Raw genomic sequence first — 15,916 nt, 5'->3', positions numbered from 1 at the left:
CCCACCCCTCAGGCAACAACTCCGCCACCCCCACCCGACTGCCCACCTCAACCCCGACCCCCAACTCCATAGACTCCTCAACAGCCACCATCACGTCCAGAACGTGATAAGCCGTCTCCCCCGAAGCCCTCTCCGCCACCCCAGCCCGAACCGACCGGGCAAGATCAAGCACCCCGGTCCCCCGAGAAGCCGAATGCCCCACCGCGGCCAACTCCTCCGACTCCGCCTCCCCGCCGAGATGCACGACCGTAGCCCCGCCAAACCCATTAGGATCCGGCAAAACCGCGGTACCCCGTGAACCGGTAACCTCCACCACCCCAGTCCGCCGCACCGCGGAATCAAACGAAAACAAAACCTGCGCACTCCCCCCGCGCGCAAACTCAATCAACGCACCAACCGTAGTAGGCACCGCAACCGGAAACTCAGTCCCAGCCCGAGGCCCAGCCCCGATCACCCGAGTCTCCCGCCCCCGCCCGCCAACCCCGGTAACCTTCCGCACCGACCCGAAAACCTGAACCAACTGCGTCAAGTAATAAGGCCCGATATCGAGCAACGGCCCGCCACCGGCCTGAAACAAAAACTCCGGCGCGGGATGCCACCCCTCCGGCCCCGGCGTCTGAAACAGGGCCAACGCGGTAAAAGGGACCCCGATCCGCCCATCCGCAAGCGCCCGAAACGCAGTCTGATGCCCAGCACCAAGCAGAGTGTCCGGCGCCCCCGCCACCCGCACCCCCATCTCCCGCGCCCGATCAAGAAGCTTCCGCACGGTCGACCGATCCACCCCGATCGGCTTCTCCGTCCACACGTGCTTCCCGGCCTCCACCGCCGCGAGACTGACCTCGACATGCACCGAAGGCACAGTCAAGTTCACGACAATCTCGACCTCCGGCAACGCCAGCAACTCCGCTACCGAACCAGCCCAGGCAACCCCATATCGATCCGCCCCCGCCCGAGCCCGCTCCACATCGAGATCAGCAACCCCCACCACCCGAAGATCCGGAAACGAGGTCAGATTCTCCAAATACGCAGCACTGATAAACCCAGCCCCAACAACTCCGACCCCGACACTCACTCGCCGCCCCCAGCGAGATAAGCGAAACTCTCCGCAATCCCCCCGAAAACATCCTCGTGCTGATCAAACTCCACCACCCGCAACGCCCCCGGCGCCGCCGCGAGCACTTCCCCCATCGGCACCCGCCCTTGACCAGCAGGCACCTGCCCAGTGGCGTCGACAGCCAACGACCCGTCCTTCACATGAACGGCGCACACCCGCTGCCCCAACCGCCGCAGCAACGCGGGCGCATCCTCCCCGCCCGCCGTAGCCCAATAAGCATCCACCTCCAGCACCACCTCCGAAGAGAGCCGATCCGCGAAAACCTCCAACGCACTACGCCCGGAAATCCGCGATTCCAGCTCCCACCAATGATTGTGATAACCCACCCGCACCCCAAACCCCGCGGCAACCTCAGCCGCCGCGTTGAGCGCTTCCGCCGTCGCAGCGATCTCCGCCGCATTCCCCCATTGCGAAGCGGGAACCAACGGCTCGATCACCACGTCGATCCCCAGCTCCCGAGCCGCGGCGAACACCGCCTCCTGATCCTTCCCGACCAACGCTGCGTGCGCGGTAGGCGCACTCAACCCGTGCGCCGCCAGCCCCGCCCGAAGCGCCTCGACGTTCTCCACCACCCCGTACGGCTCGACCCGCTCGAACCCGATCGCCGCCAGCCGCCGCAACGTCTCGTCCGGATCAGCCGCGAACGCGTCGCGCACCGAGTACAGCTGCACCGAAGGTCCACCCATGCCAACTCCCAGCGGTAGAGGGCTTTCGCCAATTTCTACCACCTGGTCAGAATTGACACCAGGACAAAACCGGACGGAACTCCGCGGCCAAGATCAGCCGAGATCCTTGTGCCAGATGAGAAAATCGCACGGAGTGGCCAGCAGCGGAGCCAGCTCCGGATGCGGTCCGTCGATCGTCGACGTCTCCACCACCTGGTACCCCAGCCGGCCGTACCACTGCGCGAGGAACTCCTTGGACGGATGCGTCCACTCCCGCGGCACCAGCAGCTCAAGCTGCATCCGCGTACATCCCTGAGCGCGGCAACAACTCTCCGCGAACTCGACCAGCGCACGCCCGATCCCCGCGCCGCGCACCTCCGGCGAAGCAGCGAGCAGACCGAATTCCCCCAGATCCTCGGCCAGCCGCTGAATCCGGACCGACCCCACCACGGTTCCGTCGATCCGCGCCACCGCGATCTCGCCCGCGCGAACCAGCCCGGCCATCTCCCCGGCATTGGTCCGATCGGCCGAACCGGCCCACAATCCCGCCTCGGCCTTCGCGTAGACGGTGTTCACCAGATCGGTCAACAGGGCCACCAGCGCGGTGTCCTCGGCAGCGGACGGCGGCAGGAAGGCGATCTCCGGAGTCGTCACCGGTCCAGACTAACCACCCTCAACTGGCGGCCGAACCGGAAACCGCGGGCCGCGCCTCGCCGAAGCCGCCGTACCGATCCGCTTTCGCGCGCTTGCGCACCTCGTCGAAATGCCGGTGCACCGCGTGCGCGGCCGCCTCCGCGTCGCCGCTGACGAGCGCGTCCACGATCGCCTGATGCCGTTTCGCGGTGGCCGTCGCGGACGAAACCGGCCCGCCCATTTCGCCTTCCGCGGCCCGGTAGACGTCCCAGAACAGCCCAGTCAGCTCGCGCGCCAGGTCGAATCCCGCCTCGGCGCAGATGAGGTCGTGGAACTCGCGGTCGGCCACCGCCGCGTCCGGCCCCTTGCGGCGCATCCGCGCCACGCACGCCTGCAGTTCCCCGATCAGCTCCGGCCGGTGGTCGCGCGCGACCCGGCTGGTCAGCTCCGTTTCGATCATCTCGCGGACCTCGAGCAGGTCGCGCAGCCGCCCGGCGTCGGTGCTGCCGCGGCTGCGCGTGCGGAAGAGCAGCCACGTCTGCAGCGCCTCCGACCCGGCCGAGCCGACGAACGTGCCGTACCCGTGCCGGACCTCGACGATGCCGAGCGCCTGCAGCGCCTTGACCGCCTCCCGGATCGAATTCCGGCTCACGCCGAGATCCTCGGCGAGACTCAGTTCGGTCGGCATCGGCGCGCCGGTCGGCAGCTGCCGGTCGACGATCAGGTCGATGATCTGCTTGGTGATCTCTTCACTGCGTTGCGGGCGCGCCACACGTGTCTCCCGGATGTCTTTCTTGCACTGGCACGTCGCCATCGGAGGACATCCTACGTCATGATCGGCTTTCCCCGCTGCACCCGCGCGGGTGGGAAGCGGGCCGGAACAAGCCTCTTGACCGGGGCGGGAACGGGACTTAGGGTTCCGGCAAGTCATAGGACGTCCCACGTCCTACTTCTCGATGCTTTCTGGGTGGAACACCGCATCAAGTCAGGAGACGCCATGTCCCGAACCGCCATGGGGACTTCGTTCAACCGGCGCGCACTGCTGCGCTACGCCGGCCTCGCCGGGGCTGCCGCAGCGGTTTCGTCGACGCTCGCCGCGTGCGGGGGTCCCGCGTCCACCAACAAGACCGGCGCCTCGTCCGGTTCCGTCACCGCGGTGATCGGGTACGGCAACAACCAGACCTGGGACCCGCTGCAGACCGCGTCGGCGTTCGCGATGGCGGCCATCCTGCACAGCTACGAATCGCTCGTCGAGGGCGATCCGGTCACCCGGGAACCGTTCCCCGGCCTGGCCAAGGCACTGCCGGCAGACCTCAAGAGCACCACGATGCGCTTCGAGCTGCGCGACGGCGCGAAGTGGCACGACGGACAGCCGGTGACCGCCGACGACGTCGTGTTCACCTACGCCCGGGTGCTCGATCCGAAGGAAAACGTCCTCATCCACAGCTTCTTCTCGCAGTGGCTGGAGTCCGTGACCAAGGTCGACGCGAAGACGGTGGAGTTCAAGCTGAAGTTCGCGTTCCCGTACGCGCTGCAGCGGATCCAGATCTGCAAGATCGTGCCCAAGCACGTGTTCGAGAACAACTGGAAGGCCGCCGCGGCGGGCAAGGTCGTCGGTTCCGGGCCGTACAAGATCACCGAACAGGCCCCGCTCTCGCACACGTCGTTCGAGAAGTTCGCCGACTACAACGGCCCGCGCCCGGCCGCGTACGACAAGATGCTCTGGAAGTCCATTGTGGACTCCGCACCGCGGGTCGCGGCGATCTCCGGGGCCAAGCCGGACGCGCAGATCGCGGAGAACATCCCGCCCGCCAACGCCGAACAGCTGCGCAAGGCGGGCCGTACGGTCGAATTCGCCGACGGCGGCAACAACCTGTTCCTCCTCTTCAACACCAAGCACTCCCCGTTCGCCGACAAACGGGTCCGCCAGGCGCTGCATTACGCGATCGACAAGAAGAAGATGATCGAGATCGGCTTGCGCGGCACCGGAACCGCGGGCACGTCGTTCATCAACCCGAAGCTTCCCGGTTCACAGCCCGCGGCGCAGGACTTCACCTACAACCCGGAAAAGGCGAAGCAGCTGCTCGCCGAAGCGGGCGTCAGCGGTTTGAAGATCTCCCTGTCCACGACGAACACCTCACTGGTCCTCGACTGCGTCAAGGTGATCAAGGAGGGCTGGGACGCGATCGGCGTGCAGACCACTTTGGACTCGCAGGACACCAAGGCGCTGTTCTCCAAACTGGACAACGGCGACGACTTCCAGGTCGTGGCCACCACCAACAACCCGTTGCAGTTCGGCAACGACCCCGATCTGCTCATCCGCTATTACTACGACGCGAAATCGGTGCTCATGACGCGGTACGCGCGCTGGAGCGGCTCCGACACCGACGCGTTGCTGGCGTTGCAGGACAAGGCCGCCGCGGAGACCGACGAGACCAAGCGCGGCGGGCTGTACAAGCAATTGCTCGACCAGATTTCCGAGCAAGCGGTGATCTACCCGATCGTCTTCACGCAGATGGGCACCGCCTGGGACCCGAAGGCGATCAGCGGAGTGCGTGCCCAAGGCTACCCGGGCATCTACCTCAACCAGGCCAAACCGGTCTGACGGGAGGCCCGGAAGTGACAGTCGTCGTGCGGATGCTGGCCGGCCGCATCCTCGCCCTGATCCCGCTGCTGCTCGGCGTGATCCTGTTCGTGTTCATCGTGATGCGGTTCTCGCCGGTCGACCCGGCGATGGCCGCGTTCAACGGCGCCAACGCCACCGCCGACCAGCTCCAGCAGTTCCGGGAGCAGAACGGCCTGCTCGACCCGTTGCCGCTGCAGTACGTGCACTTCGTGTGGCATCTGCTGCAGGGCGACTTCGGCACGAGCGTGATCACCAAGGAGCCGGTGGGCCAGACCATCGCCACCGCGCTCCCGCTCACCGTGCAGCTGACCCTGCTCGGCCTGGCGCTCGCGCTCGTCGTCTCGGTCGTGCTCGGCGTGACCTCGGCGCTGTTCCGCGGCCGCTGGCCCGACCACCTGATCCGGTTCGTGACGCTCGCCGGCGTCGCCGCGCCGGCGTTCTGGATCGCGCTGCTGCTGGTCCAGTGGCTGGCGGTCGGCAAGGGCCTGTTCCCCACCAGCGGCTACGTCAGCCCGGCGGACTCGTTCTCCGGCTGGCTCAACTCGCTGACGCTGCCCGCGATCGCGCTGGCCGCGCCGGTCGCCGCGCAGCTGACACGGGTGATCCGGACGTCGATGGTCGAGGAACTCGACAAGGACTACGTGCGGACCGCGCGCGGCGGCGGGCTGCCGCCGGTCGTGGTGGTCGGCCGGAACGTGCTGCGCAACGCCCTGGTCAACCCGCTGACCGTGCTCGGCCTGCGGGTCGGCTACCTGCTCGGCGGCGCGGTGGTGATCGAGACGATGTTCGCGCTGCCCGGCATGGGCCAGAACATGATCCAGGCCGTGCAGGACGGCGACACCGCCAAAGTGCAGGGCTTCGTGATCACCATCGCGGCCGGATTCGTGCTCGTGAACCTGATCGTCGACGTGCTCTACCTCGTCGCCAACCCCCGTCTGCGGAGCCGCTCGTGACGCGCCCGAACCTTCTCGCCGACGTGCTCTTCTCCGTCGCCGACCCCCGACAGCGGAGGCGCTCGTGATGCGCCCGGTCCTCCGCCCGAACCTGACCGCCCGGCTCTCGCGGCCCGGCGTCCGGTTCCGGCGGCTTCCCCTGTCCTCGTGGATCGCGCTGGCCGTGCTGATCGTGCTCGGGCTCGTCGCGATCCTCGGCACCGTCGTCGCCACGCACAATCCGGACCTGCTCAGCACCGACACCGGCGGGCCCAGCGCGGTGCACTGGTTCGGCACCGACCAGTCCGGCCGCGACATCTTCTCCCGGCTCGTCGCGGGCACGCGCTGGTCGCTCGCGATCGGCCTCGGCGCGACGCTGCTCGCGCTGGTCGCCGGAGTCGTCGTCGGAGCCTTCGCGGCGACGTCCGGCCGCCGGGTCGACGGACTGGTCATGCGGGTCCTCGACGTCCTGATGGCCTTCCCCGGCATCGCGCTGGCCGCGGTGCTGGTGGCGGTGTTCGGCCGCGGCATCCTCGTGCTGATCCTCGCCATCGGCTTCCTCAACATGGCTCCGGTGGCGCGGGTGGTGCGGGCGAACGTGCTCGCGCAGTACGGCGAGGACTACGTCGCGGCCGAACGCGTGATCGGCGCGAAACGGCTGTTCATCCTCGCCCGGCACGTCGCGGTCAACTGCGCCGCGCCGATCCTCGTGTACTGCACGGTGACCGTGGCGGACGCGATCGTGTTCGAGGCGTCGCTGTCGTTCATCGGCGCGGGGATCCAGCCGCCCGATCCGTCCTGGGGATCAGTACTCGCGGACGGCAAGGACCTCGTGCTGACCGGCGGCTGGTGGGCGACGCTGTTCCCCGGTCTGCTGATCCTGCTCACCGTGCTGGCGTTGAACATCCTCTCCGAGGGCATCTCCGACGCCTGGGCCGCGCCGTCGGCCCGCACCGCGAAGGCGGCCGAAGCGGCACAGCAGATCGAGTTGGCTCCGGAGGCCACTGCTCCGGTGCTGCCGCTGCGCGGTCTGCGCGAAGCCGGACAGCGGCTGGCGGCGAAGGCGCGGGATCTCTCCGGCCGGGAAACCGTGCTGGGGGTGGAGAATCTCGCGATCTCGTTCCCGGATCGGCACAACGGCGTGCCCGTGGTGGACGGAGTGTCCTTTTCGGTCCGTTCCGGCGAGGTGCTGGGGTTGATCGGCGAATCGGGCTGCGGGAAATCGCTGACCGCGCTGTCGATCATGGGACTGCAGCCGGACGCCGCGCGGCTCAGCGGCGAGATCCGGTTCGCGGGCGAGGACCTGCTCACCATGAAGCCGGGCGTCCGCCGCCGGCATCTCGGGCACGACCTGGCGATGATCTACCAGGACGCGCTCAGCTCGCTGAACCCGGCGATGACGATCCGCGCGCAGCTCAAGCAGTTCACCCGGCGCGGCGGCACCCGCACGCCGGAAGAGCTGCTGGAACTGGTCAACCTCGATCCGGGCCGGACGCTGCGGGCGTATCCGCACGAACTGTCCGGCGGGCAACGGCAGCGCGTGCTGATCGCGATGGCGCTGTCCCGCAGCCCGAAGCTGATCGTGGCCGACGAGCCGACGACGGCGCTCGACGTGACCGTGCAAGCGCAGATCATGGCGCTTTTGCTGCGGCTGCAGGAGGAGCTGGGGTTCGCGCTGGTGCTGGTATCTCACGACCTCGCGCTGGTATCCGACCTCGCCGACCGGGTGGTCGTGATGTACGGCGGCCAGGTCGCCGAGACTGGCGCGACCGCTGCGGTCGTCGGTGCGCCGCGGCACCACTACACCCGTGGTCTGCTCAGCGCGGTGCTGTCGCTGGAGGAGAACGAAGCGACGCTCACCCAGATCAAGGGCGTCGTACCCGCACCGGCGGACTTCCCTCCCGGCTGCCGGTTCGCGAGCCGGTGCCCCGCCGCGCGCGGGCACTGCTTCGAGGTCGCGCCTGAACCCTCAGGTGAAGGACATCTCGTGGCTTGCCACTACCCCGCCGAGAGCCCGGTCGCGGTGATGGTGGAAGGAGCACAGGCATGAGCCTCGTCGAAGTCGACGGCGTGCACGTGGTGCACAAGATCCGCGGCTCGAGTCTTTTCGGACACGACAAGGTGTACGCGCTCACCGACGCCACCCTGGCGATCGCGAAGGGCGAAACCGTCGGCGTGGTCGGAGAATCCGGCTGTGGGAAGTCCACTTTGGCCAAAGTGCTGGTGGGGCTGCAGAAGCCCACCTCCGGCACGGTGCGCTACGCGGGTCAGCCCCTCTCCGCGTTGCGTCCGGCCGAACTGGGCCGCACGGTCGGCATGATCTTCCAGGACCCGTCGACCGCGCTGAACCGGCGGCTGCCCGTTTCGAAGATCCTGCGCGACCCGCTCGACGTGCACCAGATCGGCGCCGCGGCCGAGCGGGCCGAACGGGTCCGGGAGCTGATGCACCTCGTCGGGCTGCCCACCAGCGTGGCCGACGCGCTGCCGTCCCAGCTGTCCGGCGGACAGCGGCAGCGCGTGGCGATCGCCCGGGCGCTCGCCCTGCGGCCGGCCCTGCTGGTGGCCGACGAGCCGACGTCCGCTTTGGACGTTTCGGTGCGCGCGCAGATCCTGAACCTGTTGCTGGAACTGCGGGAACAGCTCGAACTGGCGATGGTGTTCGTGTCGCACGACATCCAGACCGTGCGCCGGATGAGCGACCGCATCGTGACGATGTACCTCGGCCGGATCGTCGAACAAGCCCCGGCGAGCGAACTGCCGCACCACGCGCACCATCCGTACACGCGCGCGCTGTTCTCGGCGACGCCGAGCCTTCTGCACCCGGTGGAACCGATTGTCCTCAGCGGACCCGTCCCGTCGGCGACCGCGCCGCCGCCCGGCTGCCCGTTCCACACCCGCTGCCCGAAAGCCACCGACGAATGCTCCCTGGCCTTGCCGCCGCAGTCCGGGCCGGACGAGCACACCTACCGCTGCATCCACCCAGAAATCGGAGTGACTGCCTCATGACTGCGCCCACGTTCGCCGGCATCATCCCGCCGCTGTGCACGCCGTTCCACGACGACTTCACCGTCGACACCGCGTCGCTGCGGCGGCACATCGACTTCCAGCTCGACGCCGGCGTGCACGGGATTTTCGTGCTCGGCTCGTCCAGCGAGGTCGCCTTCCTGCCCGACGACCAGCGCCGGATCACCGTCGAAACCGCGGTCGACCAGGTCGCCGGCCGAGTCCCGGTGCTCGCCGGCTGTATCGACATGACGACCCTGCGCGTCGCGGAGCACGTGAAGACTGCCGAAGCGGCCGGCGCGGACGCCATCGTGGTGACCGCGCCGTACTACACGCGCACGCACGTCGCGGAGATCGACCGGCATTTCCGGTTGCTGCACGAGCGGACGTCGCTGCCGATTTTCGCCTACGACATCCCGATCGCCGTGCACACGAAGCTCGACCGCGACATGGTGCTGAACCTGGCCGCGGACGGGGTTCTGGCCGGGCTCAAGGATTCCAGCGGCGACGAAGCCGGGTTCCGGATGGTGCTGCAGCAGCGGCGCGAACGCGGGCTGGAGCGATTCGCCGTGTTCACCGGGTCCGAACTGCTGGTGGACGCCGCACTCGCGCAGGGCGCGGACGGCGCGGTGCCGGGGCTCGGAAACGTCGACCCGGTCGGCTATGTGCTGATCTACGACCACTTCCGCGGCGGCAATCCGCAGGCCGCGCGACGCGAACAGGAACGGCTGCTGACGTTGTTCAGCATCACCGACGTGGCGCCGCCGAACCGGATGGGCCGCGGGTCGGCCGCGCTCGGCGCGTTCAAGGCGTCGATGAAGATGCGCGGATTCATCGACAACGCGGTGATGGCGCCGCCGCAGCTTCCTCTCAACGACGACGAACTGCTGCAGATCAAGGGAAAGCTGGCGGAAGCGGGTCTCCTCTGATGGATCGGCTGTACTACGGCGGGGACTACAACCCCGAGCATTGGTCGCCCGACGTGTGGGCGGAAGACCTGAAACTGATGGCCGAGGCTTCGGTCTCGATGGTGACTGTCGGGATTTTCTCCTGGGCGCAGGTCGAACCACGTCCCGGGGAATTCGATTTCGGCTGGTTCGACACGGTAATGGACAACCTCGCTTCCGGCGGCATCCGGGCCTGTCTCGGCACCATGACGGCCTCGCCGCCGCCGTGGCTTTCCCACCGATATCCGGAAATCCTGCCCGTGCGCGCGGACGGCACCCGGCTGTCCGCCGGTGCGCGGCAGCAGTTCTGCCCGTCCAGCCCGGTGTTCCGCGAGCACGCCGCTCGGCTGGTGGAACAGGTCGCGACTCGGTACGCCGAGCACCCGGCACTGGAAATGTGGCATATCGGCAATGAATTCGGCTGCCACATCCGCGCCTGTTACTGCGACGAGTCCGCAGTGGACTTCCGGCGCTGGCTCGCCGAACGCTACGGCACCATCGAGGCGTTGAACGAAGCCTGGAGCACGACCTTCTGGTCGCAGCGGTACTCCGAGTTCGCCGAGATCCAGCCGCCGCGCGTCGCGCCGACCTTCCCGAACCCGGCACACCAGCTCGACTACCACCGGTTCTCGTCCGACGCTTCGCTGGGCTGCTACCTCACCGAGCGCGAGGTGCTGGCCCGGATCACGCCGGACATCCCGGTGACCACGAACTTCGTCGGCCTGGTGCAGAAGTCGCTGGACTGGAACAAATGGGTGCCGCACGAGGACATCGTGAGCCTCGATTCCTATCCCGACCCGTACGATCCGCGCGGGCACCTGGAAGCGGCCTTCGCCTACGACCTCGTCCGGTCCCTTAAGGACGGTCAGCCCTGGCTGCTGCTGGAACAGGCGCCGAGCGCGGTCAACTGGCGCACCCGCAACAGCCCGAAGCCGCCGGGGACGATGCGGCTGGGCAGCTGGCAGGCCGTCGCGCGAGGCGCGGACGCGGTGCTGTTCTTCCAGTGGCGGCAAACGCCGGGCGGGGCCGAGAAATTCCACTCCGCGATGGTGCCGCACGGCGGTCCGGACACCCGGATCTTCCGCGAGGTGCGCGACCTGGGGCAGGAACTGGCGTCGCTGCCGCAACTGGCGGACAGCCGGGTGAAGGCCGACGTCGCGCTCCTGCACGACTGGAACAGCTGGTGGGCGCTGGAGCTGAACTCGCATCCGTCGGACGACCTCAGCCAGCTCGACGCGCACCTCGCGCACTACGCGCCGCTGTTCGACGCGAACGTCACGTGCGACGTCGTGCACCCGTCGCGCGAGCTGTCCGGATATCGGCTCGTCGTGGTGCCCAATCTGTACTTGATGGACAGTGCGGTCGCGGCCAATCTAAGGTCCTATGTGGAGGGTGGCGGGCACCTGGTGGTGTCGTTCTTCTCCGGTATCGCCGACGAGAACGACCGGGTGTACCCCGGCGGCTATCCCGCTCCCCTGCGCGACCTTCTCGGCCTGCGCGTCGACGAGTTCTGGCCACTGCCCGAGAGCGGTGCCACGACGCTCGACCTCGACGGCGCCACCGTGGGTGCGAAGATCTGGTCCGAATGGATCGAAGCCGAGGGCGCGGACGTCGTCGCCACCTTCGCCGAAGGCCCGCTGGCCGGGCGGCCCGCCATCACGCGGCACGAGCTCGGCTCAGGCGTCGCGTGGTACCTCGGCACGCGGCCGGACGCGGACGTCATGCGCACGCTGTTCGACCGGATCACCGCCGACGCCGGAGTTTCGCCGGTGCTGCCCGGCTTGCCGGACGGCGTCCAGGCAATCGTGCGGCATGGTTCCGAAGACTATCTGTTCCTGCTCAACCACAACGCTGAAGCCGTCACTGTTTCCTTGCCTTCGCCCGGTACAGATTTGCTCACCGATCCCGCTCAGCCATCGTCCGAAGTGGAATTGGCGGCACACGGCGTGGCCGTCCTCTCCGGACAGTTCGGAACGGAGACCAGATGAGAACCGCCCTTCGCGTGGTGCTGGCGTTCGTGCTGCTGGCTTTCCTCGCGCCCGTTTCAGCGCAGGCCGCGCCGCAATTCGATCAGCAAGCGCTTTTCAACCCCCACCAGGAAACCGGCTACGCGTGTTTCCGCATCCCGGCGATCGTCCGCAGCACGCAGGGCACGCTGCTGGCCTTCGCCGAGGGCCGCAAGAACAACTGCGGCGACACCGGTGATATCGACCTGGTGCTGAAGCGGTCGACCGACGGTGGCACCACCTGGTCGCCGCTGCAGGTGGTCAACCGCGGCGGCGGGGACACCCACGGCAACCCCGTGCCCATTGTGGACACTAAGACCGGCCGGATTGTCCTCATCACCACGTACAACAAGGGCCGCACCGACGACAAGGGCTGTGACGTGCCGTGCCCGCGCACGCCGCACTCGCAGTACAGCACTGACGACGGCCGCACCTGGTCCACGCCGGTCGACATCAGCGCACAGGCGAAGCTTCCGGAGTGGGACTCCTGGTACGCCTCGGGCCCGGTGCACGGCATCCAGTTGCAGCACGGCCGGCACGCGGGTCGGCTCGTCTTCGGCGTGAACGCGGAACGCAGCGACGGCACCCATTCCGTCGAGAACTACGCCGGTCTGATCTACAGCGACGACGGCGGTTCCTCGTGGCACGTCGGCGCGGTCGACCACTATCTGCACCCGGTGGGCGGCACCTTCACGCAAAAACCGTCCGAAGTCAGCGTCGTGGAACTGCCGGACGGCACGATCTACGCCGGAGGCCGCGAACAAAGCGGCACCGACATCGGCAACCGCGACTACGCGTTGAGCCGGGACGGCGGCGAGACTTTCTCCCAGCGTTTCACCACGATTCCCGACCTCGTGACGCCGATGGTGCAGGGTTCCCTGCTGCGCCTGGACCGTCCGGGCGGCAAGCGGATCCTGTTCGCCTCCCCCGCGGACACCGACCGGCGGCGCTGGATGACCATCCGTTCGTCCTATGACGACGGTCGCACGTGGGAAAACGCCGACCAGGGCACGCGGATCACCACGGACTGGTCGGGCTACTCCGATCTGGTGCAGCTGAGCGGTCCGCAAGACAAGAACGCGAAGATCGGCCTGATGTACGAGGGCGGTGCGGTGGACGCGCGCGACGAAATCCGCTTCGCCCGCTTCGACGAGAACTACCTCGGTTGGAAACGCTCGCCGGGAGTGTCCACTCCGGATGTCGCAAGCAGACAACCTGCCCGCATCCTCGGCGACGCCAGTTTGGTTCCCGGCAAGTTCGGCAAGGCCGTGCAACTGAACAACAGCTTCGTACGCGTTCCGTACTCGCCGACGCAACTGGTGGGCGCAGGCGACTTCACCTTCACCACCTGGGTCAACTACGGCGCGTCCAAAGACCCGCAGGCTCTCCTGTGGCTGGGCGGCATGGGCTCCACCGCGCCGCAGCTGTGGCTCCGCGCCGAACCCGCGTCGCATCGTCTGATCGCGATGATGACCACCGCGGCCGGAAGCAAGTCGGTCACCACGCAGTCGGCGTACGACGATCAGCAATGGCACCACGTGACGCTTCAGCGTTCGGGTGGCCAGCTCCGCATCCTGGTCGACGGCGCGTTGGCCGCATCCGGTCCGGATTCCCCCGGCTCGGTCACCCAGACCGTCTCGTTCCAGCTGTGGCTGGGCGAACGCCTGGACGGCGCCCAGCACCTGTCCGGTTCCCTGGACGACGCACGCCTCTATCGCCGTGCACTGTCCACTGTAGAACTGGACAGCCTTCGCGCCGGAAAGCCGGTCTCCGGAGCGGTCATGCAGCTGCCCTTCGACCGGTAATGCACTGGCTGAAGCCGGGTGCCCGCCACCCGGCTTCAGCCGTGCAACGCGAGATACGGCGCGATCCCGACCAGCACCGCGACGAGCGCGGCTTTCAGCGTCTTGGTCGGCAATGCGTGCGCGATCCGCCAGCCGATCAGCACGCCCGCCAGCTCCGGAATCCCGACGATCGCCGCCAGCCGCCAGTCGACTGCTCCGTGCAGGACATACCCCAGCGTGCCGACGCTGGCGATCACGACCGACTGCACCTGCGCCGCCGCGAGCGCGCCGAGCACCGGCATCCCGGCGACCACCAGCAACGGCACCGCCAGCATCGGCCCGCCGACGCCGACCAGCCCGGCCACCACCGCGACCCCGGCCCCGATCGCCCCCGCGACCGGCAGCCCGACCGCCCGCTCCCGCCCCTTCAGCCCGACGAACACCGCCACGACGAGCGCGAACCCGCCGAGCACGATCCCGAACGCCTTAGCGGACACCCAGGAGTTCAGCAGCACTCCGAGCGGCGTCCCGACTGTCGCCGCGGCGGCGAGAACTCCCGCTGTCCGCCGGGTTTCCGGTTCCCGCAACTGTCCGGAATGGACGAACGCGGCACTGCCGAGGATCCCGGTGGCCACGTGCGTGACGATCGCCGTCCCGGCCACCTGCGCCGGGGTGAGGGAGGTGAAGACGAACAGCCCGACGGTCGCGAGCACTCCGCCGGGCCCGACGGCGGTGATGCCGATCCCGGCGAGCAATCCGGTGACGATGAGCGCGAGGATCACGTCAGACACCGCCGGAAGCCGGTTGCTCGCGCGTGCTCCGCTGCGGGATTGCCCGCACGACGAACTCGCCTGCGCACGGTCCACCTACCGAAACCAGTCCCTCGTCGACGCCTCACCGCGCGACCGCCGGAAAGACCAACCGCCCCACGCACAACCCGGTGCCCGAAACCAGTCCCTCGTCCGCGCCCCACTGCCCGACCACCCGCACGACGAACCGGCTCGCGCGCAATCCGCCGCCCGAAACAGGCCTCTCCTCCGCACCCCACGGCGCCATCACCCGCACAACCAACCGGCCCGCGCACAATCGACCGCCGGAAACCGCGGTCTGCCAATCGAATCACTCCTCACCTCGGTGTGCCCGGCCCGGACTTAGCCACGAACCGCGATCTCCGCCCAGCCACCCTCAAGCCGACCTCGGTGCCCGCCCCACGGCCACGGCGGCAAGATCTCTGCGGACGTCACCCCGCCCCGCGATGCAAAGTCGCGCGCAGTGTCAGCCGGTCCGCGCGGATGTGCAGCCATTCCGCGTCCACCGGACGGCCGTCCGGCAGGCGGGTCAACCGGTCCAGCGCGAAAACCGCCGTTCCCGGCGCGATGCCCAGCAGCGCAGCCGTGTCCGGCCCGGCGGACACCGCGTGCACCTCGACCTCCGCCCGCCCCAGCCGGATGCCGTTCGTCTCCTCCAGCAGCGCGAACAGGTCCCGGTGCGCCAAATCCTTCCCCAGCAACGGAATCCCCAGGTCCGCCACCAGATAGGTCGAGTCGAGCGACAACGGCGCCCCGCCGAGCCGCCGGACCCGCTCCAGGTGCACGACCTCTTCCCCCGCCGCCAGCCCGAGGCGTTCGGCCACCGACGGCGGCGCGGCGACCGTCTCGGCGGTGCGCACCTCGTTGACGACCTCGCCGTGTCCTTCGAGCGCCTCCGCCAGCCCGGACAGCCGGTCGAGCCCGTGCCCGTATTTCGGGCGCACGACCAGCGTCCCGACCCCCTGCCGGCGTTCGACGAGCCCCTCGTCCCGCAGCAAGCCGAGCGCTTCCCGCACGACGTTCCGCGACGCGCCGAACCACTCGCCCAGCGCCCGCTCGCCCGGCAGCAGCTCGCCGACCTCGCCCGCGACGATCCGCTGCCGCAGTCCGTCGGCCACCTGCCGGGCCCGTTCCGCCCTCCGCTGTGCAGTCACCACGTCGGCGACGCTACCGGGATTGTGATTACGCCGAGGTTACGCCACCCACATTGACCTGCGGAACCGCCGTGATCAGCGGCGATGGGCGACCCCGGTGCCCGTTCCGCCACCGCGAACCGGCACGGGGATGCCCCGGGCAGCGGGAGACACCCGGCATCAGCCGCGCTCGACGACCGCGCAGCTCCCGCCGCAGCGGCACCGACCATAAGCACAGCGGCCGGGCTGAACCGCTCCTCGCGG

General features: G+C 68.6%; 13 protein-coding genes. 7 read left to right on the top strand and 6 right to left on the bottom strand.

Annotated elements, in window-relative coordinates:
* The 4 genes from SSMG_RS13290 to SSMG_RS13275 all read right to left on the bottom strand — a co-directional run.
* A partial coding sequence (locus SSMG_RS13290; protein ID WP_286156953.1) for a Gfo/Idh/MocA family protein occupies positions 1 to 1,021 on the bottom strand: 1,021 nt, incomplete at its 3' end.
* Between the two features lie 47 nt (positions 1,022 to 1,068).
* Positions 1,069 to 1,770, bottom strand: coding sequence for a sugar phosphate isomerase/epimerase (locus SSMG_RS13285; protein ID WP_234392824.1), 702 nt, complete (start codon positions 1,768 to 1,770; stop codon positions 1,069 to 1,071).
* Positions 1,771 to 1,893: 123 nt separating this feature from the next.
* Entirely contained in the window at positions 1,894 to 2,433 is a 540-nt protein-coding gene (locus tag SSMG_RS13280) for a GNAT family N-acetyltransferase (RefSeq protein WP_009076517.1), read from the bottom strand.
* Positions 2,434 to 2,452: 19 nt separating this feature from the next.
* A complete protein-coding gene (locus tag SSMG_RS13275) occupies positions 2,453 to 3,184 on the bottom strand; it encodes a FadR/GntR family transcriptional regulator (RefSeq protein WP_037713544.1) in 732 nt (243 codons plus the stop codon).
* 225 nt (positions 3,185 to 3,409) lie between these two features.
* On the opposite strand from SSMG_RS13275, the gene SSMG_RS13270 reads away from it, so the two are divergent.
* From SSMG_RS13270 to SSMG_RS13240, 7 genes are all read left to right on the top strand, one after another.
* Complete coding sequence (locus SSMG_RS13270; protein WP_009076511.1) at positions 3,410 to 5,017, top strand: ABC transporter substrate-binding protein; 1,608 nt, start codon at positions 3,410 to 3,412, stop codon at positions 5,015 to 5,017.
* A gap of 14 nt (positions 5,018 to 5,031) precedes the next feature.
* Entirely contained in the window at positions 5,032 to 5,991 is a 960-nt protein-coding gene (locus SSMG_RS13265; RefSeq protein WP_037713542.1) for an ABC transporter permease, read from the top strand.
* Positions 5,992 to 6,058: 67 nt separating this feature from the next.
* On the top strand, positions 6,059 to 8,020 hold the full coding sequence (locus SSMG_RS13260; RefSeq protein ID WP_009076506.1) for a dipeptide/oligopeptide/nickel ABC transporter permease/ATP-binding protein: 1,962 nt from the start codon (positions 6,059 to 6,061) through the stop codon (positions 8,018 to 8,020).
* Positions 8,017 to 8,976 carry an ABC transporter ATP-binding protein gene (locus SSMG_RS13255; protein ID WP_009076503.1) on the top strand — a complete coding sequence of 320 codons (960 nt, stop codon included), beginning with the start codon at positions 8,017 to 8,019 and terminating at the stop codon, positions 8,974 to 8,976. Before SSMG_RS13260 ends, SSMG_RS13255 begins: the two co-directional genes overlap by 4 nt.
* A complete protein-coding gene (locus SSMG_RS13250; protein WP_009076502.1) occupies positions 8,973 to 9,902 on the top strand; it encodes a dihydrodipicolinate synthase family protein in 930 nt (309 codons plus the stop codon). Before SSMG_RS13255 ends, SSMG_RS13250 begins: the two co-directional genes overlap by 4 nt.
* Positions 9,902 to 11,908 (top strand): beta-galactosidase, encoded by a 2,007-nt coding sequence (locus SSMG_RS13245; protein WP_037713540.1) that lies wholly within the window; start codon positions 9,902 to 9,904, stop codon positions 11,906 to 11,908. Before SSMG_RS13250 ends, SSMG_RS13245 begins: the two co-directional genes overlap by 1 nt.
* On the top strand, positions 11,905 to 13,731 hold the full coding sequence (locus SSMG_RS13240) for a sialidase family protein (RefSeq protein WP_009076498.1): 1,827 nt from the start codon (positions 11,905 to 11,907) through the stop codon (positions 13,729 to 13,731). Before SSMG_RS13245 ends, SSMG_RS13240 begins: the two co-directional genes overlap by 4 nt.
* A gap of 35 nt (positions 13,732 to 13,766) precedes the next feature.
* On the opposite strand, the gene SSMG_RS13235 is transcribed toward SSMG_RS13240, so the two are convergent.
* Together SSMG_RS13235 and SSMG_RS13230 are read right to left on the bottom strand one after the other, a co-directional pair.
* The gene (locus tag SSMG_RS13235) at positions 13,767 to 14,501 is read right to left on the bottom strand and encodes a sulfite exporter TauE/SafE family protein (RefSeq protein WP_009076496.1); all 735 of its coding nucleotides are present in this window, start codon (positions 14,499 to 14,501) and stop codon (positions 13,767 to 13,769) included.
* A gap of 449 nt (positions 14,502 to 14,950) precedes the next feature.
* A complete protein-coding gene (locus SSMG_RS13230) occupies positions 14,951 to 15,676 on the bottom strand; it encodes a GntR family transcriptional regulator (protein WP_009076491.1) in 726 nt (241 codons plus the stop codon).
* Positions 15,677 to 15,916 lie beyond the last annotated feature (240 nt).

The organism is Streptomyces sp. AA4, assembly GCF_000158875.1.
Lineage (GTDB): Bacteria > Actinomycetota > Actinomycetes > Mycobacteriales > Pseudonocardiaceae > Amycolatopsis.
This window is presented reverse-complemented; position numbering and strand designations above follow the sequence as displayed.

Coding starts and splice junctions, on each gene's coding strand:
- SSMG_RS13255 (WP_009076503.1), top strand. CDS start 8,017: ATGAGCCTCGTCGAAGTCGACGGCGTGCACGTGGTGCACAAGATCCGC.
- SSMG_RS13260 (WP_009076506.1), top strand. CDS start 6,059: ATGCGCCCGGTCCTCCGCCCGAACCTGACCGCCCGGCTCTCGCGGCCC.
- SSMG_RS13270 (WP_009076511.1), top strand. CDS start 3,410: ATGTCCCGAACCGCCATGGGGACTTCGTTCAACCGGCGCGCACTGCTG.
- SSMG_RS13245 (WP_037713540.1), top strand. CDS start 9,902: ATGGATCGGCTGTACTACGGCGGGGACTACAACCCCGAGCATTGGTCG.
- SSMG_RS13250 (WP_009076502.1), top strand. CDS start 8,973: ATGACTGCGCCCACGTTCGCCGGCATCATCCCGCCGCTGTGCACGCCG.
- SSMG_RS13240 (WP_009076498.1), top strand. CDS start 11,905: ATGAGAACCGCCCTTCGCGTGGTGCTGGCGTTCGTGCTGCTGGCTTTC.